The following is a 25,807-nucleotide window of genomic DNA, read 5'->3' on the forward strand; positions in this document are numbered from 1 at the left end:
GTCGCCACCGGCCTGGGGTCAGCCCGCCGAAGCAACCGAGCAGCCCGCCCCCGGTTGGGGTCAGGCCGCCCAGCCGACCGCCGCCCGTGGCGCCGCCCAGGTCCCGGCCCCGACGACGACCTGGCCCGCACAGGACGACCCGGCCAACTCCGGCGGGTGGGCCGCACAGCAGCAGGCGCAGCCCGCGGGGTGGAACAACAGCAGCGACGCCCGGCAGGACCAGCCCGCGCAGCCGGCCGCCTGGGGCGCTGCCGAGAGCCGCCCGCAACAGCCCGACTGGGTGCTCTCCCAACCGGAGCAGCCGACCGAGCGGCCGGAGCAGGCAGCGTGGACCGCCCCGGAGCCGAGCAACCTCCCCTCCCGGGCCAGCGCCAGCGTGCCCACCAGCGGCGGCGCGCCCAACTGGGCCGCCAACCCGGACAACGCCGCGCAGGGCAACTCCGGCGGCGTGGCGGAGGTCGAGCCGTGGGCACCCGGTGAGGTGTGGGGCCGCGCGGAGGCCGAAGCTTCCGCCCAGTCCCGTGGCGGATGGGAAGCAGACCGGGGCGACGAGGCACCGGCCTACCAGCCGGGGCCCGCGCCGGGCATCTCGCCGGCGAACGCGGTGCCGCTACCTCCGCAGGAGCAGCGCGTGCCGGGTGCCAGCCTGGCTGCCGCCCCGCCCGCCGACTACCCGCCCCAGAACCAGTTCGCTCCGATCCCCGAGCAGCCCGCCTACGCCGAGCGGGAGACCCCGGACGCCGCCGCGCAGTACGGTGGCCGCCCCGAGGACGCCTCCGCCAGCGGCGCGGTGGTGCCCGCCCCGCGTACCTCTCCGGAGTCCGGAACGGGCCGTGCGGTCGTAGCGGGGTCGGACGCCGAGTCGGCAGCCGGCGCGGCGGCCCGGGCCACGGCGAGCGCTTCGGTGCCGCTGGCCAGCCGGGTGATGCCCCCGACCGACCAGGCGAGCCGACCGACCGGCACGGCCGCACCGCAACCCCGGGTGTACGGCCGTCCGGCTCGACCGGAGCCGGAGGCCGAGCCGGAGCCGGAGGCGTTCCAGGGCAACCCGGGCACCGACCGCCAGGGCACCCCGGAGTGGCAGAACGACGCGCCGCAGCAGGCCATGCCCGACTGGCAGGCCGACGCCCAGCAGCAGCAGGCCATGCCGGACTGGCAGGCCGACGTGCAGCGGCAGGTTGGCTCCGCCTGGGGCGGCGAGTCCCCGGCCGAGCCGCGCTTCGACGACCGGCAGCCCGCACCGAACTCGTTCAACGACGCCCCGTCGGCGCCGCCGGCGTTCCCGCCCGGTGTGCCGTCCTTCGTCGACGCCCCGGGCAACAACAGGCCGGTGAACGGCGTTCGGCCGCACGGCAATGCCGAGCCGCCGGCCGACCAGTTCGGCGGCCCCGTTTCGCCTGCCCCCGGTGCCAGCACCGTGAACGGAACGTCGACCTTCGGTGCGCCGAACTTCGGTGGCCCCGGCTCCGGCGGCCCCGGCTTCGGCCAGCCGGCGACTGAACCGGTGCCGGGCGGCGGCTTCCCGCCGTCGTTCCCGCCGCCGCCGCAGCCCGCGCCGGCCTGGGGCCAGGAGGTCAGCCCGACCGACCAGGGCCGGTTCGACGCGTTCAAGCCGGACGCCGACGAGCCGAAGGTGGAGGCACCGACGCCGAAGGTGCGCAACGGCCGGGTGCTGGCCGCGGTGCTGATCGCCGCGGTGCTCATCCTGGCGGTGCCGCTCGGCCTGCTGCTGCTGCTCGGCGAGGTCGGCGAGAGGAACGACACGCCGGCCTTCGACCCGGCGGTCGGCACCTGCGTGAAGCAGTCCGGGCAGGGCGGCGCCTCGGCGGCCGACTGCGGCGAGGCGGGTGCGTTCACGATCGTCTCGAAGGTGGACGCCAAGGAGAAGTGCACCGACACGACGCAGCCGCACGTGGTGCTGCCGGGTGACGGCACCAACCGGGTGCTCTGCCTGAAGCCGGCCACGAAGTAGCTCCACCGGCGGCGGGGTCACGGGCAACCGTGACCCCACCGTCGTCGTATCCGAGCCTTTTGATCGTTGGCAGCTGAGCAACCCGACACGCCGAGCACCGCACTGCTGACCTGCCAACGATCGCCACGACAACAGGCCCCACGCTGTTGTCGTCCGGGTCACGGCTGCCGAAACCACGAAGCGTGGCAGGCTGGCAGGCATGGGATCGACAGCGCGTGTACGGGCTCCCGAGCTGCGGGGCCGACAGTGGCTCAACACCGGCGGGCAGAATCTGACCTTGCAGGACCTTCGCGGCAAGATCGTAATCGCGGATTTCTGGACGTTCTGCTGTATCAACTGTCTGCACGTGCTCGATGAGCTGCGCCCGCTGGAGGAGAAGTACGGCGACGTACTCGTCGTGATCGGCGTGCACTCGCCGAAGTTCGAGCACGAGAAGGACGCCGACGCGCTCGCCGCCGCCGTGGAGCGGTACGGGGTGCGCCACCCCGTGCTCGACGATCCTGAGATGGACATGTGGCAGCAGTACGCGGCGCGGGCCTGGCCGACCCTGTCGGTGATCGACCCCGAGGGTTACGTGGTGGCCACCATGGCCGGCGAGGGCCACGCCGAGGGGCTTTCCCGTCTGATCGACGAGTTGGTCGCCACCCACGAGGCCAAGGGCACCCTGCACCGCGGGGACGGCCCGTACGTGCCGCCGCCGGCACCGGAGACCGCGCTGCGCTTCCCCGGTAAGGCGGCGCTGCTGCCGAACGGCAACCTGCTGGTCTCGGACTCGGCCCGGCATTCGCTGGTCGAGGTCGACCAGGACGGTGAGACGCCGGTGCGTCGGATCGGCTCGGGTGAGCGGGGCCGGGCGGACGGGCCGGCCGCCGCGGCGATGTTCTCCGAGCCGCAGGGGGTGTGCCTGCTGCCCACGCCTGTCGCCGAGGTGGCCGGTTACGACCTGGTGGTGGCCGACACGGTCAACCACCTGCTGCGCGGCGTACGACTGGAGTCCGGCGAGGTGGTCACCGTGGCCGGCAGCGGCCGGCAGTGGCGTGCCGAGGTCGACGACCACGCCCACGACGCGCTCGCCGTGGATCTCTCCTCGCCGTGGGACCTGGCCTGGTACGACGACAAGCTGATCATCGCGATGGCCGGCATCCACCAGCTCTGGTGGTTCGACCCGATCAAGCGGACCGCCGGCATGTACGCCGGCACCACCGTGGAGGCGTTGCGCGACGGCCCGCTGGCCGAGGCGTGGATGGCCCAGCCGTCGGGGCTCTCCGTCTCCGCTGACGGCACCCGGCTCTGGGTGGCCGACAGCGAGACCAGCGCCGTCCGGTACGTCGAGAACGGTGTGTTGGGCACCGCCGTCGGGCAAGGGCTGTTCGACTTCGGGCACGTGGACGGTCCGGCGGAGTCGGCCCTGCTCCAGCACCCGCTGGGCGTGTGCGCGTTGCCGGACGGTTCGGTGCTGATCGCGGACACGTACAACGGGGCGGTGCGCCGCTTCGACCCGGCCACCAACCAGGTTTCCACGGTGGCGGACGGGTTGGCGGAGCCGAGCGATCTGGTGCTCACGCCGTCCGGTGAGGTGCTGGTGGTGGAGTCGGCCGCGCACCGGTTGACCCGGCTCGCGCCGGGTGCCCTGTCGGCGGCGGGGGCCAGCACGGTGGACGGTCCCCGGCACCGCACCGAGCGCACGCCGACCGACGTCGCGGCGGGCGAGGTCACCCTGGACATCGTCTTCAGCCCGGCGCCGGGGCAGAAGCTGGACGAGACGTACGGGCCGTCGACCCGGTTGGTGGTTTCCGCGTCTCCGCCGGAACTGCTGGTGGAGGGTGCCGGCACTGGCACCGAGCTGTCCCGCCGGCTGGTGCTCAACGGGGAGGTCACCGCGGGGGTGCTCCAGGTGACCGCCCAGGCGGCGACCTGTGACGCGGATGTCGAGCACGCGGCGTGTCATCTGACCCGGCAGGACTGGGGTGTGCCGGTCCGGGTGGTCGACGGGGCCGTGACCCGGGTGCCGCTGGTGCTTCGCGGTCTGGACGCCTGACGTGGTCGGAGGGGCCCGTTGGGCCCCTCCGGTCAGGCGAACGGGGCCAGGGTGATGCCGGCGTCGATCAGGGTGGCGCGGACGAGTTCGGCGGCGGAGACCGCGCCGGGGGTGTCGCCGTGCACGCAGATCGAGTCGACCGAGCAGGGGATGACGGTGCCGTCGACCGCCACCACGCTACGTTCCGTGGCCATCCGCACCGCCCGTTCGGCGATCTGCTCGGGGTCGGTGATCACCGCGCCCGGATTGCCGCGTGGCACCAGCGCGCCGGTGGGCAGGTAGGCGCGGTCGGCGAAGGCCTCTGCCACCACCGGCAGACCGGCGCCGACGGCGAGTTGGGCGAGCGTCGAGCCGGGTAGGCAGAGCACGGGCAGTTCGGGGTCGTAGCCGCTGACGGCGGCGACCACCGCCGCTGCCTGGGATTCGTCGGTGCTGGTCGCGTGGTAGAGCGCGCCGTGCGGCTTGAGGTAGCGGACCTGGGTGCGGAACAGCTGGCAGAACGCGTCGAGCGCCCCCAACTGGTAGGTCACCTCGTCGCGTAGCTCGGCGAAGTCGTACGCGATGTGCCGCCGGCCGAAGCCGGCCAGGTCCCGGTAGCCGACCTGCGCGCCCACCGCGACGCCGCGTCTCGCGGCACCCTCGCAGACCCGCCGCATGGTGGACGGGTCGCCGCCGTGGAAGCCGCAGGCGACGTTGGCGGAGGTGACGAGGCTCAGCAGCGCCTCGTCGTCGCCGAGTCGCCAGATGCCGAATCCCTCGCCCAGGTCAGCGTTGAGGTCCATGGAATCTGACGGTAGTACCTGGCCGGGCCTGCGCGAGCGGGGTCACGTCGGTCACCACCCCGATGACGGGGTATCCACCGGTGGTCGGATGGTCCGCGAGGAAGATCAGGGGTTGCCCGTCCGCCGGCACCTGCACCGCGCCGAGCGCGATGCCTTCGCTGGGGAGTTCGCCGGCGACCGCGCGGGGCAGCGCCGCGCCGGCGAGCCGCGCGCCGACCCGGTTGCTCACCGGGCTGATGGTGTACGCGCTGCCGAGGAGCCGGTCGAACGCCGTCGGTGTGAACCAGTCCTCGCGTGGACCGGGGCCCAGCGTCAGGTGCAGCTCCGGCGGAGGGCTGGGGCAGCAGGTCGAGTCCACCGGCGCGGGTGCGTCGACCGGCTCGCCGAGGGGCAGCCGGTCGCCGTCGCGCAGCGGGGGTGGTCCGAGTCCGGAGAGGGTGTCGGTGGCCCGGCTGCCGAGCACCGGTGGTACGTCGATGCCGCCCGCCACCGCCAGCCAACTCCGTACGCCGTGTCGGGCGGGACCGATCCGCAGCACCGTCCCGGCCGGCACGCTGAGCGGGCGTCCGGTGTCACCGGGCCGAGCACCCGCCTGGATCGGGACCTCGGCGCCGGTGACGGCCACCGTGGTGGCCCGGGTCAGCCGCAGGGTGCAGCCGGTCAGGGTGATCTCCAGGCCGGCCGCGTGCTCCGGATTGCCGACCAGCCGGTTGGCCAGCCGCAGGGCGGCCGGGTCGAGGGCCCCGGATCGGGGTACGCCCAGGTGCGCCCACCCGGGTCGGCCCAGGTCCTGCACTGTGGTGAGCGCACCGGCGCGGAGCACTTCGATGGCGGCCGGGTGGGTCACGCCGCCACCATCCGGACCGTGGTGCCCGGGTTGAGGCGGGCCGGGGGGTTGGCGGCCACGTCGAACAGCACCAGGTCGGTCCGACCGACCAGCTGCCAGCCGCCCGGTGACGCGCCCGGGTAGATGCCGGCGTACGGGCCGGCCAGGGCGACCGAGCCGGCCGGCACCCGGGGTCGGGGGGTGGTCAGTCGGGGCAACGCCAGTTCGGCGGGCAGCCCGGTCAGGTAGGGGAAGCCGGGGGCGAAGCCGCAGAACGCGACCCGGAACCTGGTGCTGGTGATCCGGTGGCGCACCGCCGACACGTCCACGCCCCAGTGTTGCGCCACATTTGGCAGGTCCGGCCCGTCGAAGGAGACCGGTACGACCACGTCCGCCGCGTCGTCGTCTTCGGGGTTGGCTTGTGTGGGGCGGGTGGTCGCGGCGGTGACGGCGGACGCCCATCGGGTCAGCTGTTGGGCCGTGGTGGTCGGGTCGGGCAGGCCGTCGAGCAGCACGGTCCGGGCCGCTGGCACGATCTCGACGGCGATCAGGTCGCCCTGCTCGCGACGTCGCCACAGCTCGCTCCGCCATGCTTCGACCAGTGCGGGGGTGGTGCAGTCGAGTAGCAGGGCGTGCGCCCCGACGGGTCGGATCCGCATCCGCTCATCCTCGCCGATGTCGTGCCGATCCGGTGTTCACGATGATGGTGCCGGGTGTCACCAACGCCACTACTTACAAGTAACCTACGGTGTCGTAGCCTGAGTGGGTGACCACCTCCGCCCCGCTTCGCCTGAAGCCGGTCGACATCGGTAAGCCCCGGATGCGCGGCTGGCTGCACACGTACGCCTTCTTCGTCGCCGTGGTCTGCGGCATCGTGCTCTGCTCGATCGCCGCCACCCGGCCGGGGTGGGCACCGCTGGTGAGCTGCCTGATCTACAGCCTGACGGTCTGCGGGCTCTTCGGCACGAGCGCGCTGTACCACCGTCGGGTGTGGTCAGAGCGCGGCTATCAGGTGATGCGCCGGATGGACCATTCGATGATCTTCGTGTTCATCGCCGGCACGTACACACCGCTGTGCGCGATGCTGCTCGCGCCCCGGCCGGCCACTGTGATGCTGGCTCTGGTCTGGGGCGGCGCGCTGGCCGGCGTGGCGGTCAAGGTGGTCTGGCCACACGCGCCGCGCTGGGTGTCCGCGCCGCTCTACCTGGCGCTGGGCTGGGTGGCGGTGGCCATGCTGCCGGAGATCCTGCACGGGGGCGGCGTCGCGGCGCTGGTGCTGCTGATCATCGGTGGCGCGATCTACAGCGTCGGCGCGGTCTTCTACGCGTTGCGCCGGCCCAATCCGTGGCCGACCGTCTTCGGGCACCACGAGTTCTTCCACGCCTGCACGCTGCTGGCGGCGCTCTGTCACCACATCGCGATCTACTTCGCGCTGTTCGCCTGACCGGACGGCGGATCCTGCGGGCAGCGGCGGCCCGTCCGCGCGCACCGCAGCCGGCAGGGGACGCGAGCCGGGGCCCCGCGACGCTGCGGGACCCCGGAGCGCGTGAGCGAGGATCAGACCGGCCGGCTCGGCCGGCGCACCTCGCGGTACTCCTGCACGACCTGGTCGTTCTGGACCGGAACGACCCGGTCGGCCACCACGCGCTCCTCAGGCACCGGCGCGGCGACCACCGCGCGGCGGCGGTTGCTCCAGAAGTAGAGGGTGGCGAGCAGGCCGGCGACGCCGGCGAGCATCAGCACCCAGCCGACCACGGACAGGTCCAGCCAGCCCAGGTCGGCTTCCACTGCGAACGCGAAGATCGCGCCTAGCGCGATCAAGAAGATGCTGCCACCAATGCCCATGTCTCGCTCCTCGGCTCTAACCTGGCGTACGTCGCGCCGCGGCCGTCGGTAGGGGTGCGGCATCCATCGACTTACCCAGGCACGGAGATCGCCAATCGGGCAAGCTGGGAACATGACGGACGCCAACTCCGAGACGCGGACACTGGTGTTGCTGCGGCACGCGAAGGCAGAGCAGGGCAGCGACGCGGCCGACGACGCCGAGCGGCCACTGAGCGCACGCGGCACCGCTGACGCGGCTGCGGCCGGGGCCTGGTTGGCGCACCACGGGCTGCTGCCCGACGTGGTGATCTGCTCGACGGCCCGACGCACCCGACAGACCTGGCACGGCGTGGCGATGGGGATGACCGGTTCACCGCCGGAGGGCGGCCCGACGGGTCCTCGCCCGACCGTCCGTTATGAGCCGGGCGCGTACGACGCGCACCCCGAGGAGTTGTTGTCGCTGGTCCGCACGGTGGACCCGGCGGCCCGCACGGCGCTGCTCATTGCCCATAATCCAGGCATATCGCTGCTCTCGGTGCTCCTCGACCCGGAGGGCGTCAACGATGATGGGTTGCGCACCGCCGAACTGGCGGTACACCGCTGGTCGGCCGGCTGGCCGGAGTTGAGCAGGGCGGGAGCGCCGCTCACGGCTCGACACACCGCACGCGACTGAGCCACCCACCGATTGGTCGGCGGGTGGCTCAGCGGTACGCGTCCAGGCCGTGCGGGGATCAGGACGGCGGCGCGGTTGGTGGCGGCGGGTCCGGGGGTGGCGGCATCATCGCCGTCGGATGAGACAGCCGGTTCTCCTCCACGATGAGGGTTCGGGCCCGCTTGCGCCGGTCCTGCCAGAACCAGAGCGTGGTCAGCAGTACGGCCAGCCCGGCCAGGATGAACACCCAGCCGACCGCGCGTACGTCGATCCACCAGACGTTGGCTCTCAGCGCGAAGGTCAGGATCGCGCCGATCGCGATGAGAAAAATGCCGCTTCCTACACCCATGTGCGCTGCACTCCCCCGTGCGGTGGCTCTGGGCGTTCCCTTTCGAGGTCACGCGACGGTTACCCGCCACGCCATCGGCATACCCGACCGGGGTCGCCCAATACGTGCCCGCCGCCCGGGTGAGACGGCGACGGCCGGCGAGGCAGACAGCCCCGCCGGCCGTTGCGGTGTCGGGTGGTGCGACCCGAAACCGTCAGACGTGCCGTGGCCCGCTCAGAAGGCCTCCTCCGGGAGGTCCATGATGTCGAGGTCCACACCCTCGATGATCCGCCGGTCGGCACCGATGCGGGGCAGCACCTCGCGGGCGAAGAAACGCGCTGCGGCCACCTTGCCGGTGTAGAACGCCTTGTCACTGGCGCAGACCTCGCCGGCCAGCGCCTTCAGCGCCACGTCGGCCTGCCGCTGAAGCAACCAACCGACCACCAGGTCGCCGATCGCCAGCAGGAACCGCCGGCTGCTCAACCCGACCTTGTAGAGCGCGCGGGTGTCGCCGCCCTGCGCCTCGCCCAGCCAACCGGTCAGCACGCCGAGGATGTTCTGGATCTCGGCCAGCGCCTTGCCGAGCGCCTGCCGCTCCTCCTTGAGCTGGCCGTTGCCCGCCTCGGAGGAGATGAACTCCTGGATCTCGCCGGCGACCGCCAGCAGCGCCTTGCCGTTGTCCCGAACGATCTTCCGGAAGATCAGGTCGAGGCTCTGGATGGCCGTGGTGCCCTCGTACAGGGTGTCGATCTTGGCGTCGCGGACGTACTGCTCCAGCGGATAGTCCTGGAGGAACCCGGAGCCGCCGAAGGTCTGCAGGGCCTCGTGTCCGAGCAACTCGTACGCCCGCTCCGAACCGACGCCCTTGACCAGCGGCAGCAGCAGGTCGTTGACCCGCTTGGCCAGCTTGGTGGCCTTCTCGTCGCCGGCCGCCTCGGCCAGCGCGACCTTGTCCTGCCAGGTGGCGGTGTAGAGGACCAGGGCACGCAGACCCTCGGCGTACGACTTCTGCAGCAGCAGCGAGCGGCGTACGTCCGGGTGGTGGGTGATGGTGACCCGGGGGGCGGTCTTGTCCGCCTGCTGGATCAGGTCGGCGCCCTGCACCCGGTTCTTCGCGTACTCCAGGGCGTTGAGGTAGCCGGTGGAGAGGGTGGCGATGGCCTTGGTGCCGACCAGCATCCGGGCGTACTCAATGATCATGAACATCTGCCGGATGCCGTCGTGCTTGTCGCCCAGCAGCCAGCCCTTGGCCGGTACGCCGTGCTCGCCGAAGGTCAACTCGCAGGTGTTGGAGACCTTGAGGCCCATCTTGTGTTCGACGTTGGTGGCGTAGACGCCGTTGCGCTCGCCCAGCTCGCCGGTGGCCTCGTCGAAGTGGAACTTCGGCACCACGAAGAGCGAGAGGCCCTTGGTGCCCGGGCCGCCGACGCCCTCCACGCCCACCGGGCGGGCCAGCACGTAGTGCACGATGTTGTCGCTCAGGTCGTGCTCGCCCGAGGTGATGAAGCGCTTCACGCCCTCGATGTGCCAGGAGCCGTCCGGCTGCTGGATCGCCCGGGCACGACCGGCGCCGACGTCCGAGCCGGCGTCCGGCTCGGTGAGCACCATGGTGGAGCCCCATTGCTTGTCGATGAAGAGCTTGGCCCACTTCTTCTGCCGCTCGTTGCCCTCGACGTGCAGCACGTGCGCGAAGGACGGGCCGGAGGCGTACATCCAGATGGGGGCGTTCGAGCCGAGCACCAGCTCGGCGAGCGCCCACCAGAGGGCGCGGGGTGCGTTGGTGCCGCCCAGCGCCGGCGGCAGGTCCAGGCGCCAGAACTCGGACTCCATGAATGTCTGGTAGGACTTCTTGAACGACTCCGGCAGCGGCGCGGTGTGCGTGATCGGGTCGAAGACCGGCGGGTTGCGGTCACTGTCCGTGTAGCTGGCGGCCAGGTCCTCGCGGGCGAGGCGGTCGAGCTCGGCGAGGAAGCTGCGGGCGGTGTCGGTGTCGAGATCCGAGTACGGCTCCTGACCGAACGCCCGGTCCGCCCCGAAGACCTCGAACAGGTTGAACTCGAGATCCCGCAGGTTGCTCTTGTAGTGGGTCATGCTCGCTGGCCCCGCTTCCGGACAGGTGTTACCGATCAGTAACCCTGACTGTATTACTCGCGGGTAGGCAACGACAAGCGGATCACCCAAGTGACGGCGATTACACACCCGCGGTACGGCCACCCGGGCTCAGCCCTCCGTGGCGCCGACCTCCCAGCTCGGGACGGCCACCGCCGCACCGGTACGAGCACCGACATACTCCATCAGGACCAGCGCGATGTCGTCGTCGAGTCGACCGTGGACCCACTCGACCAGGGCGGTCTCCAGCGACGCCAGCCCGTCGGCGACAGTGCCATGGCCGAGCAGTCGCCAGGCCCGGTCGGCGGTGGGAAAGAACTCGCCGTCCCGCCGCGCCTCGCCGAGGCCGTCGGTGAACAACAGCAGCCGGTCCCCGGGCTCCAGGCGTTCGACCCGGGGACGGACCAGCGGCATGAACCCGAGTGGAGGCGCCGGAGCCGGCGGTTCCAGCGGGATCACCGCACCCCGGCGCAGCAGCAGCGGCGGCGGGTGCCCGCAGTTGACGATCGTGAGGGTGCCGCCACGCTCTTCGACCAGGGCCGCCGTGACGAAGTCCTCATCGCCGACGTTACGGGCCACCGCGCGGTCCAGGTCGGCGACGACAGCCCGCAGGTCGGCCCGCTCGTACGCCACGTGCCGGTAGGAACCGAGGACGATGCTGGCCAGCCGGACCGCGTCCAGGCCCTTGCCCCGCACGTCCCCAATGATCATGCGCACGCCGTAGGGGGTGTCGATCGCCTCGTACAGGTCGCCGCCGATCTCGGCCGTCGCGGTGGAGGAGATGTAGCGTCCCGCGACCGAGAGCGTGCCGACCTGCGGCCCGAGTGGGCGCAACACCGCCTGCTGGGCCACCGCGGCGAGCTTGGTCAGCTCGACGATCCGCTCGGCCTGCCGCTGCCGAACCCAGGCCACCCCCACGGCCAACCCGGTGACGAGCGCGACCGCGACAACGTTGACCGAGGTGACCAGCGAGACCTTCGGCGCGACCAGCGCGAAGCCGACGCCGACCACTGTCGCCGCGACGCCCACCCCCAGGACCACCAGCCAGGACGCCATGGCTGCGGCGAGAACCGGCGCGGCCGCCAGGAGCGCGACGTAGTGCACCTTACGGCCGTCCGCCGCCTCCATCGCCGACACGAGCGCGAGCAGAACGAGGGCCGCGCCGAGGCCGGCGCGGGATCCGGGGCTCAGCGGGCGACGGCCCGACTGGAGGAGTCGCGTGGGTACGAGGGACAGTTTGCCTGATCCGGGTGAACCGGTGAATGAACCTGACCCGTCGTCCGAGCAGGTTCTGTCCGGCCGGCCCAGTCGGCTGGCCGAATCGGCGTCGCCGGTCCCGGTCAGCCGAGGACCTCGTAGCGGACGGTGAGCGCGCCGACGTCGACCGACGCGATGGTGGCGAAGGCGGCCCGGGAGAGGTCCAGGCAGCGGCCGTCGATGAACGGGCCGCGGTCGTTGATCCGCACCGTCACCGACTTGCCGTTGGCCGGGTTGGTCACCCGGACCTTGGTGTTGAACGGCAGGGTCTTGTGCGCGGCGGTCAGCGCGCCGGGGTTGAACGACTCGCCGTTGGCGGTGAGCTGCCCGTCGGAGTAGAACGAGGCGCCGCACGAACCGCTCTCCAGCACCTTCGCCGCGGCGGTGGTCTTCTTGACGGTCGGCTTCGGCTTGGGCGACGCGGTCCGGTCCTTGCTGCGGGAGGCGGCCTGCTGCGACCGGGTCGCCGACGGGCTGGCGGTCACGCTGGGCGAGGCGCTGACGCTCGGGGAGACGCTCGGGGAGCTGGGGGTGAGGCTGCTCGGGGCGGTGGTCGGGGTGAGGTCGAGAGCCGCCCGCCCCGACTGGTCGGAGCCGGAGGTCAGCTGCACGGCACCGACAGTGCCTCCGACCGCGAGGGCGACGCCGAGCGCCGCGGTGGCGACGATGCCCGCCGGGGAGGAGAAGATGCGGGTACGGGAGTGCTTGCCTGCCACCGGCCCGGTCCTTTCGTCGTCTGAACAAACCGGGTCGGACCGTAACGAGAGAAGCACTTCCGAAGTCAACGTGATCATGGTGATATGCCCGCATTTGCACAGGTACGTGTGGCCGATCGTCCGACCCGGGGTGGGCCGGGTGACCCAGGTGTCGCCACGCCCGCCGTCCGTGCCGCAGGATGAGCGGATGCCCGCCGATCTGACCGACCGCCTGGCCGCCCTGTTCCAGTGGATCGACCCCGGCCCAGGCACCAGTCACCTGGTCAGTGACATCTCCGGTTGGTGGCGGGATCCGTCCGTGCTGGCCGAACTGGGGCCGGCCCTGGTGGCGCCGTACCGGACCGCCCGGCCCACGGTGGTGCTCGCGCCCGCCGTCACCGGGCTGCTGCTCGGGCCGTTGGCCGCGACCGCCCTCGGGGTCGGCTTCGTGGCCGCCCACAAACCCGGCGACGGGCGGCTGCCGGCCGGGCCGCTCACCTGGGCACAGAGCCCACCCGACTACCGGGGCCGACGGGTCGACCTCGCCGTCCGGGAGCGGCACCTCGGCCCCGACGACCGGGTGCTGGTGGTGGACGACTGGGTGCGGACCGGCGCGCAGCTACGCGCCATCTACGACATCTGCGCCGCCCGGGGCGCCGAGGTGCTGGGCACCGCCGTGGTGGCCGTGGACTGCCCGCCCGACGTCGCGGCCGACCTTCGGATCACCGGCCTGATCGACGCCGCGAATCTGCCCACTTGACCTGAAGCAAGGTTCAACACCGACGATCGGTTGATGAGTCACGGAGTTCTCGACGAGGCGTACGAGCGGCTGCACCGCACCGGCCCCGAATACCAGGGCTGGCTCTCCAACCACGGGCCGATGGCCGTCGAGGCACTGGTCCGCCACGGACACCCACACCGGGTGCACCGCTGGCTCGACGACTACCTCGGCCGCCTCGACGAGCTGCCCCGAGGGCTGCACCCGATCGACGACTGGCGGTCAGCGCTGGGCGACCCGAAGCGCGCCGGCGACTGGTTGGCCTACTTCGACCGACAACTGCGCGAACACCCGTGGCGTGCGGTGCTCGGCACCTGGTGGCCCCGGCTGCTGCCAGGCATCGCCGCCGGTGCCACGCACGGGGTGATCCGGGTCGGGCACGCCGTACGCGCGCTCGACCAGGGCGACGAGAACCGGCAGCGGCTCGCCGAGTTGGGCCAGGCCCTCGGCTACTGGGCGGCCCGCTGGCAGCCGATCCCCGGCGCCGACCAACTGCTCGCCGGCGAGCCGGAAGAGCCGGGCACCGACGACATCGACGTGGCGACCGCGCTGGCCGGGCTGCCCCGGATCGACGACCAGACCGGGGGCGTCCGGGATCGGCTGGACCAGCTGCCGGGCGTACCCCGATGGGAGCCGGCGCTCGCGAGGCTGCGCCCCGTGCGGAGCCCGGCCGACGCGGAGCGTGGGCTCACCACGCTGGTGCACCGGGCCGGCCTGGACTACCTGCGCTTCGGGCACGCCGCGCCGGTCATGCTCGTGCACGCGGTCACCGCGCCGACCGCCGTGCTGCGTACCCTGCCGGCACTGGACCGGGGCCTGTGGGCGCCGAGCCTCACCGCGGCCTGGGCCGCGACGGCGGCCATGACCTCCGTGTACGCCCCAGCCGACGGCATCGCGCCACCGATCGTGACCCCGGCCACCCCGTCAGAGGTCTTCGCCCGGGCGGCCCGGCACGGCGACGAACACGTGGTCAAGCTGGCCGACGCGATCCTCGACGCGTACGCGGCCAGTGGTGACGAGCAGCTCCTCAGCGCACCCGGCTACGCGGGCCAGCTGATCTGAGCGGGGCGACGCGTATTACGGCGGCGACCCGCGCGGTGCTGGCCTAGCCTCGGCAGGATGTGGCCTCGGATCGGTGAACTGCGCACCCTCGCCCTCGGCACCCCCGGCGAGCTGCGGACAACCCTCAACACCCTGGTGCTGGCCGGTGTGAAGACCGCGACGGCCGGCCGGCACGCCGAGTACGCGGAAGAGGGCGAGGAGTTGGAGCACGTCGGCGAACGCCTGGCCCTGGTCGACGACGACAACGCCCTGGCCGGCGTCGTGGAGATCACCGGAGTCGAGATGGTCCCCTTCGCCGACGTGCCCTGGGACTTCGCCCACGCCGAAGGCGAGGGTGACCGCTCGATCGAGGAGTGGCGGGCTGGGCACTCGGCCTACTGGGCGCGGCTCGGCACGCCGGTCGACGGCGACACCCCCATCGTCTGCCTCCGCTTCCGGCTGGTCTCCGGCGGCGAGGGTGGGGTGGCCAGCGGCGACCTCGGCACCTGACCCGGCCGTCCCAGCCCGGCGGGCGCGGCTGCCCTCAGCCGCGTAGTTGGGGCAGCAGCCGCGTCGCCACGTCCACCAGGATGGCCTCGTCACCGGCGTACCAGCTGCTGGCGCGCGGCCAGTGCGTCACCACGTCGGTGAAACCCAACTCGGCGGCCCGGCCGACCTGATCGGCGAAGAACTGTGCGCTGCTGAGCGAGAAGACCGGCGCCGCGTCCAGCGAGAGGTAGCGGTCCAGGCTGGCCGGATCCCGGCCGGCCTCGTCCAACGTCCGGTCCATCCGCGCGGACAGCGCCGACACGCTGGCCCACCAATCCGCCAGGTCGTTGTCGTCACCGGTGCCGGTGGTCACCCACCCCTGCCCGAAGCGGGCCACCAACCGCATCGACCGTGGCCCGTTGGCGGCCACCACGAACGGCACCCGGGGCTGCTGCACACAGCCGGGGTTGTTGCGGGCGTCCACCGCGGCGAACCAGTCACCCCGCCACGTGGTGCCGTCCTCCCGCAGGATCAGATCCAACAACTCGGTGAACTCGGCGAACCGGTCGACCCGCTGACGCGGTGGCAGCGTCTCGCCGCCCAGCACCGCCGAGTCGAAGCCGATGCCGCCCGCGCCCAGGCCGAGCAGCAACCGGCCGGCGGAGACGTCGTCCACCGTGGTGATCTGCCGGGCGAACGCGGCCGGGTGCCGGAAGTTCGGCGACGCCACGAGGGTGCCCAGCCGAATCCGCGAGGTCACCGTGGCGGCGGCCGTCAACGTGGACATCGAGTCGAACCACGGGCCGTCGACCAGGTCACGCCAACCCAGGTGGTCGTACGTCCAGGCGTGGTCGAAGCCCCACTCGTCGACCTGCCGCCAGCGACGCTGCGACTCCGCCCACCGCTGGTCCGGCAGAATCACGATGCCAATCCGCATGATCGCCAGCCTAGCCGGGGACACCACCGGGGCCAGGCTCTCGCTAGGGTTCCGCTGTGGACCTACAGGCGCAGCGGGTCGGCACCGTGCGAGCGTTCGGCACCGTGTCGCTGGTGGCCGGCTTCATGACCGCACTAGTCACCATGGCGTCCGACTACGGCAGGCTCGAGCCACACATCCTGGCCGCGTTCCTGGTCCTGACCGGTCTCGGTCTGCGGGTCGAGGCGGCGATCGCCGACCGAAAGTCGTAGACCCACCGCTGCCGCCGGGGTGTGGCGGCTGAACCCGGAGGTGACACGGGTCACACTCATCTGCGGTAGGGACATCCGGTTCGGCTCCGATCCCTCAGGGAGCGGCACCCGGCCGGGTGCCGCCCGAGGAGAGGACCAGCGCGATGACGAAGGTGACCGCACAGCTGTCGGTGTCGTTGGACGGTTTCTACGCCGGCCCACGGTTCGACGGAAGCGGCGACTGGATGGACTCGGCGGAGAGCGCCAAGTTCTTCCGGGTAACCCGGTGGGCAACCGAAGCGGCGGCCTGGCGCGAACGGCAGGGCTTCGCCGGCGGAGAACAGGACACCAACTCCGAGGTGATCGCCGAGTCGTTCGGCGCGGCCGGCGCGTACGTGATGGGGCGCCGGATGGCCGACGGGGGTGAGATCCCCTGGGGTGAGGAACCGCCGTTCCGCGCACCGGTCTTCGTCGTCACCCACCGCCCCCGCCAGCGGCTGGTGAAGGGCGGCGGCACCAGCTTCACCTACGTCACCGATGGCGTGGCCAGCGCCGTCGAGCAGGCACGGGCCGTGGCCGGCGGCAAGGACGTCGCGGTGGCCGGGGGCGGCAGCCTGGTACGGGAGGTGCTCAAGGCTGGCCTGCTCGACGAGTTGGAGCTGCACGTCGTACCGGTCGTTTTCGGCACCGGCCTGCGGCTCTTCGACGCGGACCTCGACCTGGGCGACCGGGAGGGCGTCGAGCTGACCCCGACCCGGGTCCTTGCCACCCCGCAGGTGACCCACATCCGGTACGCGGTGCGCGGTCGCGCCCCACTCGTGCTCGACGACCGGGGCAGCGGCGGCGGCCCGACGGTGATCGCCAACTGAACCGCCGACCATCGCAGAAGAGGAGACCGACACCATGCCGCAACTGCTGCGGGTGCAGTGCTTCAACGTTTCGCGTGACGGGTTCGGTACCGGAGAGGGGCAGAGCCTGGAACGGCCCTTCGGCCACGCGGACCCCACCCCGCTGTTCTCCTGGCGTGCCGCCACCGCCAGCTTCGTGTACCGCACCGAACCGGGCGGCACACGCGGCCTGGACGACTACCTGACCCGCGACGCCGAGTGCAACATCGGCGCGGAGATCATGGGTCGCAACAAGTTCGGCCCCCAGCGTGGCCCCTGGGAGGACCACGAGTGGAAGGGGTGGTGGGGGGAGAACCCGCCGTTCCACACGCCGGTCTTCGTTCTCACCCACCACGAACGCCCGTCATTCACACTGGCCGACACCTCGTTCCACTTCCTCAACGCCAGCCCGGCCGAGGCGCTGGCCCGGGCGAAACAGGCAGCCGCCGGTCGGGACGTACGCCTCGGTGGTGGGGTCGCGACCATCCGCGAGTTCCTCGCGGCCGATCTGGTCGACACGATGCACATCGCCGTCGCGCCCGTCGACCTGCACCGGGGCGAGCGGTTGTGGGACAGCCCCGACGAACTGCTCGACCGCTTCCACCTCGAGTCGGTGCCCAGCCCCAGCGGAGTCACCCACCTCCTCTTCTGGAAACGATGACGCGCACTCAGAGCCGGGCCAACACCAGCAACCGGTTGCCGTCGGGGTCGGTGACCCGGGCGGAGCGCTCACCCCAGGGCTGGTCGACCGGCTCCTCGGTGACTGTCGCCCCACCGGTGCGCAGCGCGCCCACGGCCGCGTCGCAGTCGTCGGCGTAGACGCACAACTCCCAGCGGTGCGAGTCGGCCGGCCCGCCAGCCTCCGGGTTGGCGGCCAGGCCGAGCTCGCTGCTGCCCAGCCGCAGGGCGACGAACTCCGGGACACCCTCGTCCGGGAAGCGGTAGGTCAGCTCGAAGCCGACCACGTCCCGGTAGAACGCGATCAGTCGTGGCAGGTCAGGTGTCGTCACGATCGGAAAAGCTTCGGTGAACACAAACCACCTCCAAGCGGACCCTAGCCGGTGTCGAGGTCCAGCAGGAACCACCACCGTCGATCCCGAAATGAGATGCGCACCGGCTGGCACACCTGTTGGATCTCGACATGGAGCATGAGCTTGTTCGTCCTCGAAAGGCACGCCCGGGGGACCACCTGGCGATCCTCTCCCCGTCCTTCGCCGCGGCCGGCGCCTATCCGGCGATTCACGAGCAGGCGATGCGGCGGCTCGCCGACCTGACCGGCCTCATCCCGGTCGAATACCCCACCACCCGGCAGGTGGGCGCGAGCGCGGCAGCGCGGGCGGCGGACATCAACGCCGCCTTCGCGGACCCCCGGGTACGCGGCATTCTCGCCGTCATCGGAGGCGACGACCAGATCACGGTCATCCCCCACCTGGACGCCGACCTGGCCCGAGCCGACCCGAAGCCGTTCCTCGGCACGAGCGACAACACCAACCTGCACCACTGGCTCTGGGGCCTCGGCATCGCCAGCTTCTACGGCGGATCCTCGCAGGTGCACCTCGGCCCCGGGCCGGCCGTCGACGACATCCACGTCCGGTCGCTGCGGGCGGCGTTACTCAACGGTGAGCGGCTGGAGATCACCGACCCTGGTGAGTCCGAGGACATCGGCATCGACTGGGCAGACCCGCAGGCGTTGAAATCCTTCGGCGAACGCGAACCGACGGAACCGTGGAGCTGGTACGGGCCGTCGCGCGCGGTCACCGGCCGCACCTGGGGTGGCTGCCTGGAGGTCATCCAGTGGATCCTGACGGCCGGCCGGTTCCCGTTTCCCCCGGAGGTCCTGCAGGGCGGGGTCCTGATCATCGAGACGTCGGAAGAGCTTCTCCCCGCCCGTGAGGTCGGCCGGATCGTCCGATCACTTGGCGAACGCGGTCTCCTCAGCGCCGTCGACGCGGTCCTGGTCGCCCGTCCGCCGGTCTCCGACCACACCCGTCGGCCCCCGGCCGCGGATCGGGCGCGGCTACGTGAGCAGCAGCGGGACACGGTCGTCGACCTGGTGACCCATTACAACCCCGAGGCGGTCGTCTGCGTCGGCGTCCCGTTCGGCCACACCAAACCACAGTGGATCCTCCCTCACGGTGGCCCGGTCACCGTCGATGGCGTGGAACGTCGAATCTTCGCCGACTACCGATAGGAAGCCACAGGGTATGGAGCCGACACAGACGGCGCTCATCGTGCCGATACCCGAGGCCGAGGAGGCGGTCGGCCCGTTCCGGGCATCACTCGACCGGGCCGCCTCATGGGGCGTGCCAGCGCACGTGACAGTCCTCTACCCGTTCCTGCCTCCGCAGCAGATCGACGAGCAGGCCTTGGCCGTGCTGCGTGACACCATTGCCGGGATACCACGGTTCGGCGTCGCACTGACGCACGTCGACTGGTTCGGTAACGCCGTCCTCTGGCTCGCCCCGCAGCCAGATCGACCCTTCCGCGACCTCACCGGCGCAGTGTGGCAACGGTTTCCCGAGGCACCCCCGTACGCCGGGGCGCACAGTGATGTGGTGCCGCACCTGACCATCGGTCATGACGCCGACAAGCCCGTGCTGACCCACGCGGCGGAGACCGTCGCCGCGCACCTGCCGATCAACGCGGCCATCGACAGGGTCCGGCTCATCGCCGGAACGCCGGACGTCAGCCCGTGGCGCACCGTCTGTGAGTTCCCGTTGGGCGCCCACCCTTAGCGGCGGCTGGTACGGGGCCGCAAGCCATCTCGGCATGACGATAGAAAGGGCCGAGGTCTTCGCGGTCTTGTGCACCGCGGGCGTTGCCGGCGTGCTGGCCGGAACAACATCGAAGGCCCTGGCTGGGACTCTCGTCCTGGCCAGGGCCTTTCGCGTGGAGCGGGTGACGGGAATCGAACCCGCACTGTCAGCTTGGGAAGCTGATGTTCTGCCATTGAACTACACCCGCAAGCGGCACCACTGTACCCGAGTCGTCGAGCCCGTGCACCCAGGTACCCCCGCCGGCCGGAGGTGTCCGCATACCGCACAACCCGGGTTGGCCCGGGTTGATCGACTCGGCTTCCTGAAAGTCGGGGCGTCCGAACCGCCGCGATGCCGCGGTTTCACTGAAACCGAGTCGATCTTCTGGCGTTGGTCAGGCGGCCGTGCACTGGACGTCACGGCTGAGGCGGGTTGGGCGTGTCTGCGGGACGGCCAGGGGGGCGGCCACCGCCGACGGGGCGTTTGGGTCGAGCCAGACCCGAACGGCCGGCCGGCCCGGCGCGAGGCCCGGGACGCCCGCGATGTGCTGCTCACGGCGGGTGAGCATCGCCACGTCGATGGTGAACTCGAAGAGCCGCCAGTCGACCTGCGGCTCGGCGCGGGCGCTCTGCGCCAGTTGCGCCACCCGGATCGGATCGGTCACCGGACGGGCGTGCCCGGCCACGTACGCCTCGTCGTCGCTCTCCTCCGCGGGGAACGAGTGCATCGCGTAGCGGCCGTCACGTTCGAGGTCACGGCGCTTGGGCGAGTCGATGATGAAGCAGAACAGCCCCTCGGCGGTGATGACCGGGGAGACCGGATGGACGCGGGGCCCGCCGTCGGCGCGGACCGTGGCCAGATAGCCGAAGCCCGGCCCGTACTGCTGGAGGAGAACGCGGATCCCGTCGGCGAGTCGGGGCTCGTCGGCGGCGAATTCGGACCAGGAAGCCATGTGGGCAGTCTATCGAACAACTGTTCGAGCGGCGACCTCGACGCGCTGGTCACCGGCACCGAATCCGGCCACTTTTGGCAGCGCGGCTATGGTGGTCCGATGCTGCTCTCCGACCGCGACCTGGTCTCCGAGATCAAGGCCGGCACGCTGGGCCTGGAGCCGTTCGAGCCCACCCTGGTCCAACCGTCCAGCATCGACGTCCGGCTCGACCGGCTGTTCCGGGTCTTCAACAACCACCTCTACACCCACATCGATCCCGCCATGCAGCAGGATGACCTGACCTCGGTGGTCGAGGTCCCCGACGGCGAGCCGTTCGTGCTGCACCCGGGGGAGTTCGTGCTCGCCTCGACGCTGGAGGTCATCTCGCTGGGTGACCAGCTCGCCGGCCGACTGGAGGGCAAGAGCTCCCTGGGCCGGCTCGGGCTGCTCACGCACTCCACCGCCGGGTTCATCGACCCGGGCTTCTCCGGTCACGTGACGCTGGAACTCTCGAACGTGGCGAACCTGCCGATCACCCTGTGGCCGGGCATGAAAATCGGGCAGCTCTGCATCTTCCGGCTCTCCTCGCCGGCCGAGCACCCGTACGGCTCGGTGGTCTACGGCTCGCGCTACCAGGGCCAGCGGGGGCCGACCCCCAGTCGCGCCTGGCAGCACTGGCGCACCTGGCCAACCCGCTGAACCAACGACGACGAGGGCCCGCCGCGACGGATCGCGACGGGCCCTCCGGTCACCCGGGGGTCAGCCTGGGCGGCCGTAGCTGTGGATCGGGCCGTCGTCGACCTTCTTCATCTTGACCGGTTGACCGGCCTGCGAGGCGTGCACCACCCAGCCGCCGCCGACGTACATGCCGACGTGGTGGATGTCGCTGTAGTAGAAGACCAGGTCGCCGGGACGCAGGTCGCCCCTGCTGACGTTCTTCGTGACGCGGCTCTGCGCGGCGGCGTTGTGCGGCAGCGACACGCCGGCCTTCGCCCAGGCGGCCAGCATCAGCCCGGAGCAGTCGTACGAGTTCGGGCCGTCGGCGCCCCAGACGTAGGGCTTGCCGATCTGCGCGCAGGCGAACTTGACGGCGGTGCCCGCGGCTCCGCCGGGGTAACTACCCGGGCAGGGCGCCGGGCGCAGCGGGCCACCGCCACCGTTGCCGTACACCTTGAGGCGCAGCTTCTGCAGGCGGTCGATCTCTTCGTTGATCTGCTTCTTCTTCGCCGCCAGCTGAGCTTCGGTGCGGGTCAGCTGGGCCACCATCTCGTCCAGCGGGGCCTTCTGCGCGGCCAGCTGGTCGCGCAGGTCGCCGACCTCGCGTACGTCCTTCTGCTGGTTGTGCGCGAAGCGGTCGAGCATTTCGAGTTGGCCGACCACCTCGCTGGGCGACCGGCTGCCCAGCACCGCGTTGACGGTCGAGACGTTCTCACCCTTGTAGGCGCGGACGGCCAGCGCGCTCACCTTGTCCATCGCGGCGTCGACCTGGCGCTCCAGCGGGGTGATCCGGGCGGCCAGCGCGTCGGCCTGCTTGCGCTTCGCGGCGAGGTCGGTGCGGGTGGCGTTGTGCCGTTCGATGATCGGTTCGAGCTTGTTCCAGTCGGCGTCGATCTGGCGCTCGATCTCGGCGACGGACGGGTCGGCGTGGGCCGCCGTGGCACTGCCGGTCAGGACGACGGCGATGCCGGCCAGCGCGGCGAGTGCGGTGGTGAAGCGGGACCAGCGTGGGCGCGGCACGATCGACGACGGGCCGGCTGGTGCCGGCCGCTCGGACGACGGCCGCGGGGCATGGAGTGCCACCGGGGTTCCGTACTCCTTCTTCCTGACCGCCTACCGGGTTAGCTGACGGGTTCGGGCGGGAAGTCGGCGCCCTACCGCAGTGGCTGCGGATTCACCCCGAGGGACCTGGGTCCCCGGTTCGCTCGGAAACGACTCGGCGGTGTCGGTCCGTTACCGCCCGGGCTGGGCGGAGCTGCTGTCGGGCCGACGAATGACCAGAGTAGAGACGCTTGTTACCGATCCGCAACCCGTTCGGCCGTGACACTCCGTACCGATTGGAGGAGGTCACCGACCGTGTGTGAAGAATTCTTTCCGCACGCTTCGATAGATGGAAAGGTATTGACCTGACCTGCCGGGCGGCGCGATGGTGACCTGACCTCACTCCGCGAGAATCTAGGGGGTTCGATGCACCATCCAACCCTGTCGGTCGGCTGGCGCGCACTGCTCGCCGCCACCGTGGTCGCCGCCGCGACCACGGTGCCACTCTCCGCCGGCCCGGCCGCCGCCGCGCCAACCACCGACCGCCAGCAGCAGTACGCCGCCGCGGCGACCGAGTACGGCGTGCCGACCGTCGTGCTGCTCGGCGTCTCCTACCTGGAGTCGCGCTGGGACACCAACGCCGGCACACCCAGCACCAGTGGCGGCTACGGCCCGATGCACCTGACCGACGCGCGGCACGTGGCCGCCCTACCTGGGCGCGGTCACCACGACCCCGGTGCCGAGGACCCCCGCGGCGACGACTCCCGCCCCGCCCGGGTGCCCGCGCCCCGGCCGGTCGAGGCACCCGGGCCGTCCACCGCCGCGTTGCAGACAGTGGACGCCGCCGCCACGCTGACCGGCGTCGCCCCCGAGGCCCTACGCACCGACGCCGGCCTCAACATCCGAGGTGGGGCCGCGCTGCTCAGCGCGTACCAACGGGAGTTGGGTGCGCCGGTCGGCGCGGACACCGACCCGGCCGCCTGGTACGGCGCGGTGGCCCGCTACTCCGGCGCGGACAGCGCCGACGCCGCCGCGGCCTTCGCCGACGAGGTCTTCACCACCATCGGCGCGGGCCAGTCCCGGATGACCGACGACGGTCAGCGGATCACCCTGCCGGCCCGTGCGGTGCGGCCCGAGCGTTCCTGGTTGGACCGGCTGGGCCTGCGCCGGCTGGCCCGCCCGGACGGGGTCGAGTGCCCGCGCACCATCTCCTGCGAGTGGATCCCGGCCCCCTACGAGGCGTTCGGCGACGGCGACTACGGCAACCACGACCTCTCCGACCGACCCGCCCGGCAGAAGATCGAATACATCGTCATCCACGACACCGAGGCGAGTTGGGCGACGACCCTGCAACTCGTCCAGGATCCGACCTACGTCAGCTGGCACTACTCGCTGCGCTCGGTCGACGGGCACATCGCCCAGCACGTGAAGACCAAGGACGTCGGTTGGCACGCCGGCAACTGGTATGTCAACGCGAAGTCGATCGGGCTGGAACACGAGGGCTTCGCCGCGCAGGGCACCTGGTACACCGAGGCGATGTACCGGACGTCAGCGAAGCTGGTCCGGCACCTGGCGCTGCGGCTCGGCATCCCACTGGACCGTCAACACATCATCGGCCACGACAACGTGCCCGGCACCACCGCCTCGACAGTGCGGGGGATGCACTGGGATCCGGGGCCGTACTGGGACTGGACGCACTACTTCGACCTGCTGCACGCGCCTCGACTGGACACCGGCACCCCGGCCACCGGCCTGGTGCGGATCGACCCGGACTACGCCACCAACCAGCCGGCGTTCACCGGGTGCGTCACAGCGGGCGTGCCGTGCGCGCCGCGCGGATCCTCGGCGGTGGTGCTGCGCAGCGGGCCGTCCCCGGACGCGCCGCTGGTCAACGACATCGCGCTGCGCCCGGACGGCACCCCGAACACGATGGCAGTGTCGGACCACGGGGCCCGGGCATCCGCCGGGCAGACGTACGCGCTCGCCGGGCGGCAGGGCGACTGGACGGCCATCTGGTACCTCGGGCAACGGGCCTGGTTCCACAACCCGGCGTCCGCGCCGACCGCCAGCTGGACCGTCGGTGTCGTGGCCACGCCGAAACCCGGACGGGCCACCATCCCGGTGTACGGGCGGGCGTACCCGGAACAGGCGGCGTACCCGGACGGGGTGCCCTACCAGACGATCTCGCCCCTGCAGTACACCCTGGCCGCCGGGCAGCGGTACTCCGTGGGCGCGGTGCTGGCCGGCGAGTACTACCGGGCCAGCACGTTCGACGGCTCCTCGCCCGGTGACTGGACGGTGATTCGCGGCAAGAACCGCTACGCCCAGATCCAGTTCGGTCACCGGATCATGTACGTCGACCTCGCCGACGTGCAGCTGTTGCCGTCCCCGGTGGGCGCGCCTCGCTGAGAACCACGACGGCCCCCGGTCGGTGACCGGGGGCCGTCGTGTTGCGCGAGGTGGATCAGCCGGGTCTACGGAACCCGGCGACGGGCATGGTGTTGATGCTGGACACCTGCACCGGTTTGCCGGCACGGGGCGCGTGCACCATCCGGTTGTTGCCCAGATACAGCCCGACATGACTCAGGCCGGAGAAGAAGAAGACCAGGTCACCGGGGCGAGCGTCGGCACGCGCGATGGCCTTCCCCTCGTTCCACTGATCGCCGGTGTGGTGGGTGAGGTAGATCCCGGCCGCCTTGTACGCGTACTGGGTCAGCCCCGAGCAGTCGAACGAGTTCGGGCCGGTGGCACCCCAGACGTACGGCTTGCCGACCTTCCCGCAGGCGGTCTTGATCGCGGTGCGGGCCGCCGCGCTGACCACCCCGTTGATGGTCGGGCAGGCCGCGGTCACCACCGTGGTCTTGGGCATCGACGCCTCGAGCTGCTTGATGTCGGCGTCGATCTGCTTCTTCTTGGCGGCCAGCTCGTTCTGCTGCCGGGTTTGGGTGACGATCAGCGCGTCCAGCTTCTGCTTCTCGCCGTCGTACTTGGCCCGCACGGCCAGCACACCCTCGACCTCCTTCTGCTCCTGCGCGGCGAGCCGGTCGAGGATGGTGAGCTGCTCGGTGAGCGTGTCCGGCTTGGCGCTGACCAGCAGCGCTCCGATGTCGTGCGACGGACCCGAGATGTAGTAGCGGGAGGCGAGGTCGCCGACCCGGTTGAGCGCCAGCTCGCTCTGCAGCGCCAGCGGCTCGATCTTCTTCTGCAGGTCCGCCGACTTCTGCCGGTTGGACTTCAGCTGCGCCCGGACCTTGTTGTACTGCTCGATGGTGGGCTCCAACTGCTCCCACTTCTTGTCGATCTGCGCCTCGATCTCGTCGACCGTGGGCGCGGCATGTGCCGGCGCGGTCAACAGACCGGCGCCGACCGCCGCGGCGGCGACCAGGACCAAGACCCGGTGGGCGGCGCGGCGCAGGCCACCAGAGCGAGCAGACGCAAACAGGTCGTGACGATGAGGGGGCATGGTTGCCACCGGCACCGACTCCTTTGCAACCGACCGCCGGGCGCCTCGCGTGAG

At 71.4% G+C, this 25,807-nt stretch carries 27 protein-coding genes, 1 tRNA gene and 1 riboswitch; of the genes, 14 read left to right on the top strand and 14 right to left on the bottom strand.

The features are described 5' to 3' along the window. Together DLJ59_RS36445 and DLJ59_RS24385 are read left to right on the top strand one after the other, a co-directional pair. Positions 1-1,972: LppU/SCO3897 family protein (locus tag DLJ59_RS36445; RefSeq protein WP_158630901.1), on the top strand; the 1,972-nt coding region annotated here is incomplete at its 5' end. A gap of 199 nt (positions 1,973-2,171) precedes the next feature. Then, positions 2,172-4,010, top strand: coding sequence for an NHL domain-containing thioredoxin family protein (locus tag DLJ59_RS24385; protein ID WP_124774936.1), 1,839 nt, complete (start codon positions 2,172-2,174; stop codon positions 4,008-4,010). Between the two features lie 32 nt (positions 4,011-4,042). Here the strand turns inward: DLJ59_RS24385 and DLJ59_RS24390 are convergent, their stop codons facing one another. The 3 genes from DLJ59_RS24390 to DLJ59_RS24400 are packed head-to-tail and all read right to left on the bottom strand — an operon-like array spanning position 4,043 to position 6,277. Beyond that, positions 4,043-4,792 (bottom strand): LamB/YcsF family protein, encoded by a 750-nt coding sequence (locus DLJ59_RS24390; RefSeq protein ID WP_124774937.1) that lies wholly within the window; start codon positions 4,790-4,792, stop codon positions 4,043-4,045. Beyond that, positions 4,776-5,639, bottom strand: a complete 864-nt coding sequence (locus tag DLJ59_RS24395; RefSeq protein WP_124774938.1) for a 5-oxoprolinase subunit C family protein — start codon at positions 5,637-5,639, stop codon at positions 4,776-4,778. Before DLJ59_RS24395 ends, DLJ59_RS24390 begins: the two co-directional genes overlap by 17 nt. Next, the gene (locus tag DLJ59_RS24400) at positions 5,636-6,277 is read right to left on the bottom strand and encodes a 5-oxoprolinase subunit B family protein (RefSeq protein WP_124774939.1); all 642 of its coding nucleotides are present in this window, start codon (positions 6,275-6,277) and stop codon (positions 5,636-5,638) included. The genes DLJ59_RS24395 and DLJ59_RS24400 overlap by 4 nt, the downstream gene beginning before the upstream one ends. 107 nt (positions 6,278-6,384) lie before the next feature. On the opposite strand from DLJ59_RS24400, the gene trhA reads away from it, so the two are divergent. Further along, entirely contained in the window at positions 6,385-7,062 is a 678-nt protein-coding gene (trhA, locus tag DLJ59_RS24405; protein WP_124774940.1) for a PAQR family membrane homeostasis protein TrhA, read from the top strand. A 113-nt stretch (positions 7,063-7,175) separates the two neighbouring features. Here trhA and DLJ59_RS24410 read toward each other — a convergent pair whose 3' ends face one another. Then, positions 7,176-7,463, bottom strand: a complete 288-nt coding sequence (locus DLJ59_RS24410) for a DUF6458 family protein (RefSeq protein WP_124774941.1) — start codon at positions 7,461-7,463, stop codon at positions 7,176-7,178. A gap of 112 nt (positions 7,464-7,575) precedes the next feature. Here DLJ59_RS24410 and DLJ59_RS24415 point away from each other — a divergent pair, with 112 nt between their 5' ends. Then, a complete protein-coding gene (locus DLJ59_RS24415) occupies positions 7,576-8,115 on the top strand; it encodes a SixA phosphatase family protein (protein ID WP_124774942.1) in 540 nt (179 codons plus the stop codon). Between the two features lie 58 nt (positions 8,116-8,173). Here DLJ59_RS24415 and DLJ59_RS24420 read toward each other — a convergent pair whose 3' ends face one another. The 4 genes from DLJ59_RS24420 to DLJ59_RS24435 all read right to left on the bottom strand — a co-directional run bounded on the left by DLJ59_RS24420 (position 8,174) and on the right by DLJ59_RS24435 (position 12,504). Further along, positions 8,174-8,443, bottom strand: a complete 270-nt coding sequence (locus DLJ59_RS24420) for a DUF6458 family protein (RefSeq protein WP_030332052.1) — start codon at positions 8,441-8,443, stop codon at positions 8,174-8,176. A 213-nt stretch (positions 8,444-8,656) separates the two neighbouring features. Beyond that, positions 8,657-10,513: an acyl-CoA dehydrogenase gene (locus DLJ59_RS24425; RefSeq protein WP_124774943.1), complete on the bottom strand. Its 1,857-nt coding sequence runs from the start codon at positions 10,511-10,513 to the stop codon at positions 8,657-8,659. 129 nt (positions 10,514-10,642) lie between these two features. Beyond that, the gene (locus tag DLJ59_RS24430) at positions 10,643-11,767 is read right to left on the bottom strand and encodes a PP2C family protein-serine/threonine phosphatase (protein ID WP_124774965.1); all 1,125 of its coding nucleotides are present in this window, start codon (positions 11,765-11,767) and stop codon (positions 10,643-10,645) included. A gap of 104 nt (positions 11,768-11,871) precedes the next feature. Next, on the bottom strand, positions 11,872-12,504 hold the full coding sequence (locus tag DLJ59_RS24435; RefSeq protein ID WP_208648822.1) for a septal ring lytic transglycosylase RlpA family protein: 633 nt from the start codon (positions 12,502-12,504) through the stop codon (positions 11,872-11,874). Positions 12,505-12,691: 187 nt separating this feature from the next. Between DLJ59_RS24435 and DLJ59_RS24440 the strand changes: the two genes are divergently transcribed. From DLJ59_RS24440 to DLJ59_RS24450, 3 genes are read left to right on the top strand one after another with little or no spacing between them, the layout of a single operon-like run. Continuing rightward, positions 12,692-13,243: a phosphoribosyltransferase family protein gene (locus tag DLJ59_RS24440; RefSeq protein ID WP_124774945.1), complete on the top strand. Its 552-nt coding sequence runs from the start codon at positions 12,692-12,694 to the stop codon at positions 13,241-13,243. Between the two features lie 33 nt (positions 13,244-13,276). Then, positions 13,277-14,323, top strand: a complete 1,047-nt coding sequence (locus DLJ59_RS24445) for a questin oxidase family protein (protein WP_124774946.1) — start codon at positions 13,277-13,279, stop codon at positions 14,321-14,323. Positions 14,324-14,380: 57 nt separating this feature from the next. Then, positions 14,381-14,812: an ASCH domain-containing protein gene (locus DLJ59_RS24450; protein ID WP_124774947.1), complete on the top strand. Its 432-nt coding sequence runs from the start codon at positions 14,381-14,383 to the stop codon at positions 14,810-14,812. A 34-nt stretch (positions 14,813-14,846) separates the two neighbouring features. On the opposite strand, the gene DLJ59_RS24455 is transcribed toward DLJ59_RS24450, so the two are convergent. Continuing rightward, a complete protein-coding gene (locus DLJ59_RS24455) occupies positions 14,847-15,728 on the bottom strand; it encodes an LLM class flavin-dependent oxidoreductase (protein WP_124774948.1) in 882 nt (293 codons plus the stop codon). Between the two features lie 56 nt (positions 15,729-15,784). On the opposite strand from DLJ59_RS24455, the gene DLJ59_RS24460 reads away from it, so the two are divergent. The 3 genes from DLJ59_RS24460 (at position 15,785) to DLJ59_RS24470 (ending at position 17,506) form a co-directional block, all read left to right on the top strand. Then, positions 15,785-15,979: a hypothetical protein gene (locus DLJ59_RS24460; RefSeq protein ID WP_124774949.1), complete on the top strand. Its 195-nt coding sequence runs from the start codon at positions 15,785-15,787 to the stop codon at positions 15,977-15,979. Between the two features lie 143 nt (positions 15,980-16,122). Then, the gene (locus tag DLJ59_RS24465; protein WP_124774950.1) at positions 16,123-16,827 is read left to right on the top strand and encodes a dihydrofolate reductase family protein; all 705 of its coding nucleotides are present in this window, start codon (positions 16,123-16,125) and stop codon (positions 16,825-16,827) included. A gap of 34 nt (positions 16,828-16,861) precedes the next feature. Beyond that, complete coding sequence (locus DLJ59_RS24470) at positions 16,862-17,506, top strand: dihydrofolate reductase family protein (protein WP_124774951.1); 645 nt, start codon at positions 16,862-16,864, stop codon at positions 17,504-17,506. A 7-nt stretch (positions 17,507-17,513) separates the two neighbouring features. Here DLJ59_RS24470 and DLJ59_RS24475 read toward each other — a convergent pair whose 3' ends face one another. After that, the gene (locus DLJ59_RS24475) at positions 17,514-17,855 is read right to left on the bottom strand and encodes a VOC family protein (RefSeq protein ID WP_244236202.1); all 342 of its coding nucleotides are present in this window, start codon (positions 17,853-17,855) and stop codon (positions 17,514-17,516) included. A gap of 242 nt (positions 17,856-18,097) precedes the next feature. Here DLJ59_RS24475 and DLJ59_RS24480 point away from each other — a divergent pair, with 242 nt between their 5' ends. Together DLJ59_RS24480 and DLJ59_RS24485 are read left to right on the top strand one after the other, a co-directional pair. Further along, positions 18,098-19,036 (top strand): LD-carboxypeptidase, encoded by a 939-nt coding sequence (locus DLJ59_RS24480; RefSeq protein WP_244236205.1) that lies wholly within the window; start codon positions 18,098-18,100, stop codon positions 19,034-19,036. A 13-nt stretch (positions 19,037-19,049) separates the two neighbouring features. Further along, positions 19,050-19,580 (top strand): 2'-5' RNA ligase family protein, encoded by a 531-nt coding sequence (locus DLJ59_RS24485; protein WP_124774954.1) that lies wholly within the window; start codon positions 19,050-19,052, stop codon positions 19,578-19,580. 155 nt (positions 19,581-19,735) lie between these two features. On the opposite strand, the gene DLJ59_RS24490 is transcribed toward DLJ59_RS24485, so the two are convergent. Then, positions 19,736-19,809, bottom strand: a tRNA-Gly gene (locus DLJ59_RS24490). A gap of 186 nt (positions 19,810-19,995) precedes the next feature. Further along, positions 19,996-20,553, bottom strand: a complete 558-nt coding sequence (locus DLJ59_RS24495; protein ID WP_124774955.1) for a pyridoxamine 5'-phosphate oxidase family protein — start codon at positions 20,551-20,553, stop codon at positions 19,996-19,998. Between DLJ59_RS24495 and dcd the strand changes: the two genes are divergently transcribed. Then, positions 20,554-21,231, top strand: coding sequence for a dCTP deaminase (gene dcd, locus DLJ59_RS24500; RefSeq protein ID WP_124774956.1), 678 nt, complete (start codon positions 20,554-20,556; stop codon positions 21,229-21,231). A gap of 60 nt (positions 21,232-21,291) precedes the next feature. Here dcd and DLJ59_RS24505 read toward each other — a convergent pair whose 3' ends face one another. Next, positions 21,292-22,332, bottom strand: coding sequence for a C40 family peptidase (locus tag DLJ59_RS24505; protein ID WP_124774957.1), 1,041 nt, complete (start codon positions 22,330-22,332; stop codon positions 21,292-21,294). A 13-nt stretch (positions 22,333-22,345) separates the two neighbouring features. After that, a riboswitch (cyclic di-AMP (ydaO/yuaA leader) is annotated at positions 22,346-22,481 on the bottom strand. Between the two features lie 235 nt (positions 22,482-22,716). On the opposite strand from DLJ59_RS24505, the gene DLJ59_RS24510 reads away from it, so the two are divergent. Further along, positions 22,717-24,699: an N-acetylmuramoyl-L-alanine amidase gene (locus DLJ59_RS24510; RefSeq protein WP_124774958.1), complete on the top strand. Its 1,983-nt coding sequence runs from the start codon at positions 22,717-22,719 to the stop codon at positions 24,697-24,699. Between the two features lie 55 nt (positions 24,700-24,754). Here the strand turns inward: DLJ59_RS24510 and DLJ59_RS24515 are convergent, their stop codons facing one another. Further along, positions 24,755-25,768 (bottom strand): C40 family peptidase, encoded by a 1,014-nt coding sequence (locus DLJ59_RS24515; protein ID WP_244236203.1) that lies wholly within the window; start codon positions 25,766-25,768, stop codon positions 24,755-24,757. Between the last annotated feature and the right edge of the window lie 39 nt (positions 25,769-25,807).

It is taken from the genome of Micromonospora inaquosa (assembly GCF_003857055.1).
Classification (GTDB): Bacteria; Actinomycetota; Actinomycetes; order Mycobacteriales; family Micromonosporaceae; genus Micromonospora; species Micromonospora inaquosa.

What these genes read in the sequence shown, in the direction of transcription:
- DLJ59_RS24465 (WP_124774950.1), top strand. Translation starts at nt 16,123, where the DNA reads ATGACGAAGGTGACCGCACAGCTGTCGGTGTCGTTGGACGGTTTCTAC.
- DLJ59_RS24400 (WP_124774939.1), bottom strand. Translation starts at nt 6,277, where the DNA reads ATGCGGATCCGACCCGTCGGGGCGCACGCCCTGCTACTCGACTGCACC.
- DLJ59_RS24390 (WP_124774937.1), bottom strand. Translation starts at nt 4,792, where the DNA reads ATGGACCTCAACGCTGACCTGGGCGAGGGATTCGGCATCTGGCGACTC.
- DLJ59_RS24485 (WP_124774954.1), top strand. Translation starts at nt 19,050, where the DNA reads ATGGAGCCGACACAGACGGCGCTCATCGTGCCGATACCCGAGGCCGAG.
- DLJ59_RS24420 (WP_030332052.1), bottom strand. Translation starts at nt 8,443, where the DNA reads ATGGGTGTAGGAAGCGGCATTTTTCTCATCGCGATCGGCGCGATCCTG.
- DLJ59_RS24415 (WP_124774942.1), top strand. Translation starts at nt 7,576, where the DNA reads ATGACGGACGCCAACTCCGAGACGCGGACACTGGTGTTGCTGCGGCAC.
- DLJ59_RS24495 (WP_124774955.1), bottom strand. Translation starts at nt 20,553, where the DNA reads ATGGCTTCCTGGTCCGAATTCGCCGCCGACGAGCCCCGACTCGCCGAC.
- DLJ59_RS24510 (WP_124774958.1), top strand. Translation starts at nt 22,717, where the DNA reads ATGCACCATCCAACCCTGTCGGTCGGCTGGCGCGCACTGCTCGCCGCC.
- DLJ59_RS24440 (WP_124774945.1), top strand. Translation starts at nt 12,692, where the DNA reads ATGCCCGCCGATCTGACCGACCGCCTGGCCGCCCTGTTCCAGTGGATC.
- DLJ59_RS24385 (WP_124774936.1), top strand. Translation starts at nt 2,172, where the DNA reads ATGGGATCGACAGCGCGTGTACGGGCTCCCGAGCTGCGGGGCCGACAG.
- DLJ59_RS24425 (WP_124774943.1), bottom strand. Translation starts at nt 10,513, where the DNA reads ATGACCCACTACAAGAGCAACCTGCGGGATCTCGAGTTCAACCTGTTC.
- DLJ59_RS24410 (WP_124774941.1), bottom strand. Translation starts at nt 7,463, where the DNA reads ATGGGCATTGGTGGCAGCATCTTCTTGATCGCGCTAGGCGCGATCTTC.
- DLJ59_RS24455 (WP_124774948.1), bottom strand. Translation starts at nt 15,728, where the DNA reads ATGCGGATTGGCATCGTGATTCTGCCGGACCAGCGGTGGGCGGAGTCG.
- DLJ59_RS24480 (WP_244236205.1), top strand. Translation starts at nt 18,098, where the DNA reads ATGCGGCGGCTCGCCGACCTGACCGGCCTCATCCCGGTCGAATACCCC.
- DLJ59_RS24450 (WP_124774947.1), top strand. Translation starts at nt 14,381, where the DNA reads ATGTGGCCTCGGATCGGTGAACTGCGCACCCTCGCCCTCGGCACCCCC.
- DLJ59_RS24445 (WP_124774946.1), top strand. Translation starts at nt 13,277, where the DNA reads ATGAGTCACGGAGTTCTCGACGAGGCGTACGAGCGGCTGCACCGCACC.
- DLJ59_RS24470 (WP_124774951.1), top strand. Translation starts at nt 16,862, where the DNA reads ATGCCGCAACTGCTGCGGGTGCAGTGCTTCAACGTTTCGCGTGACGGG.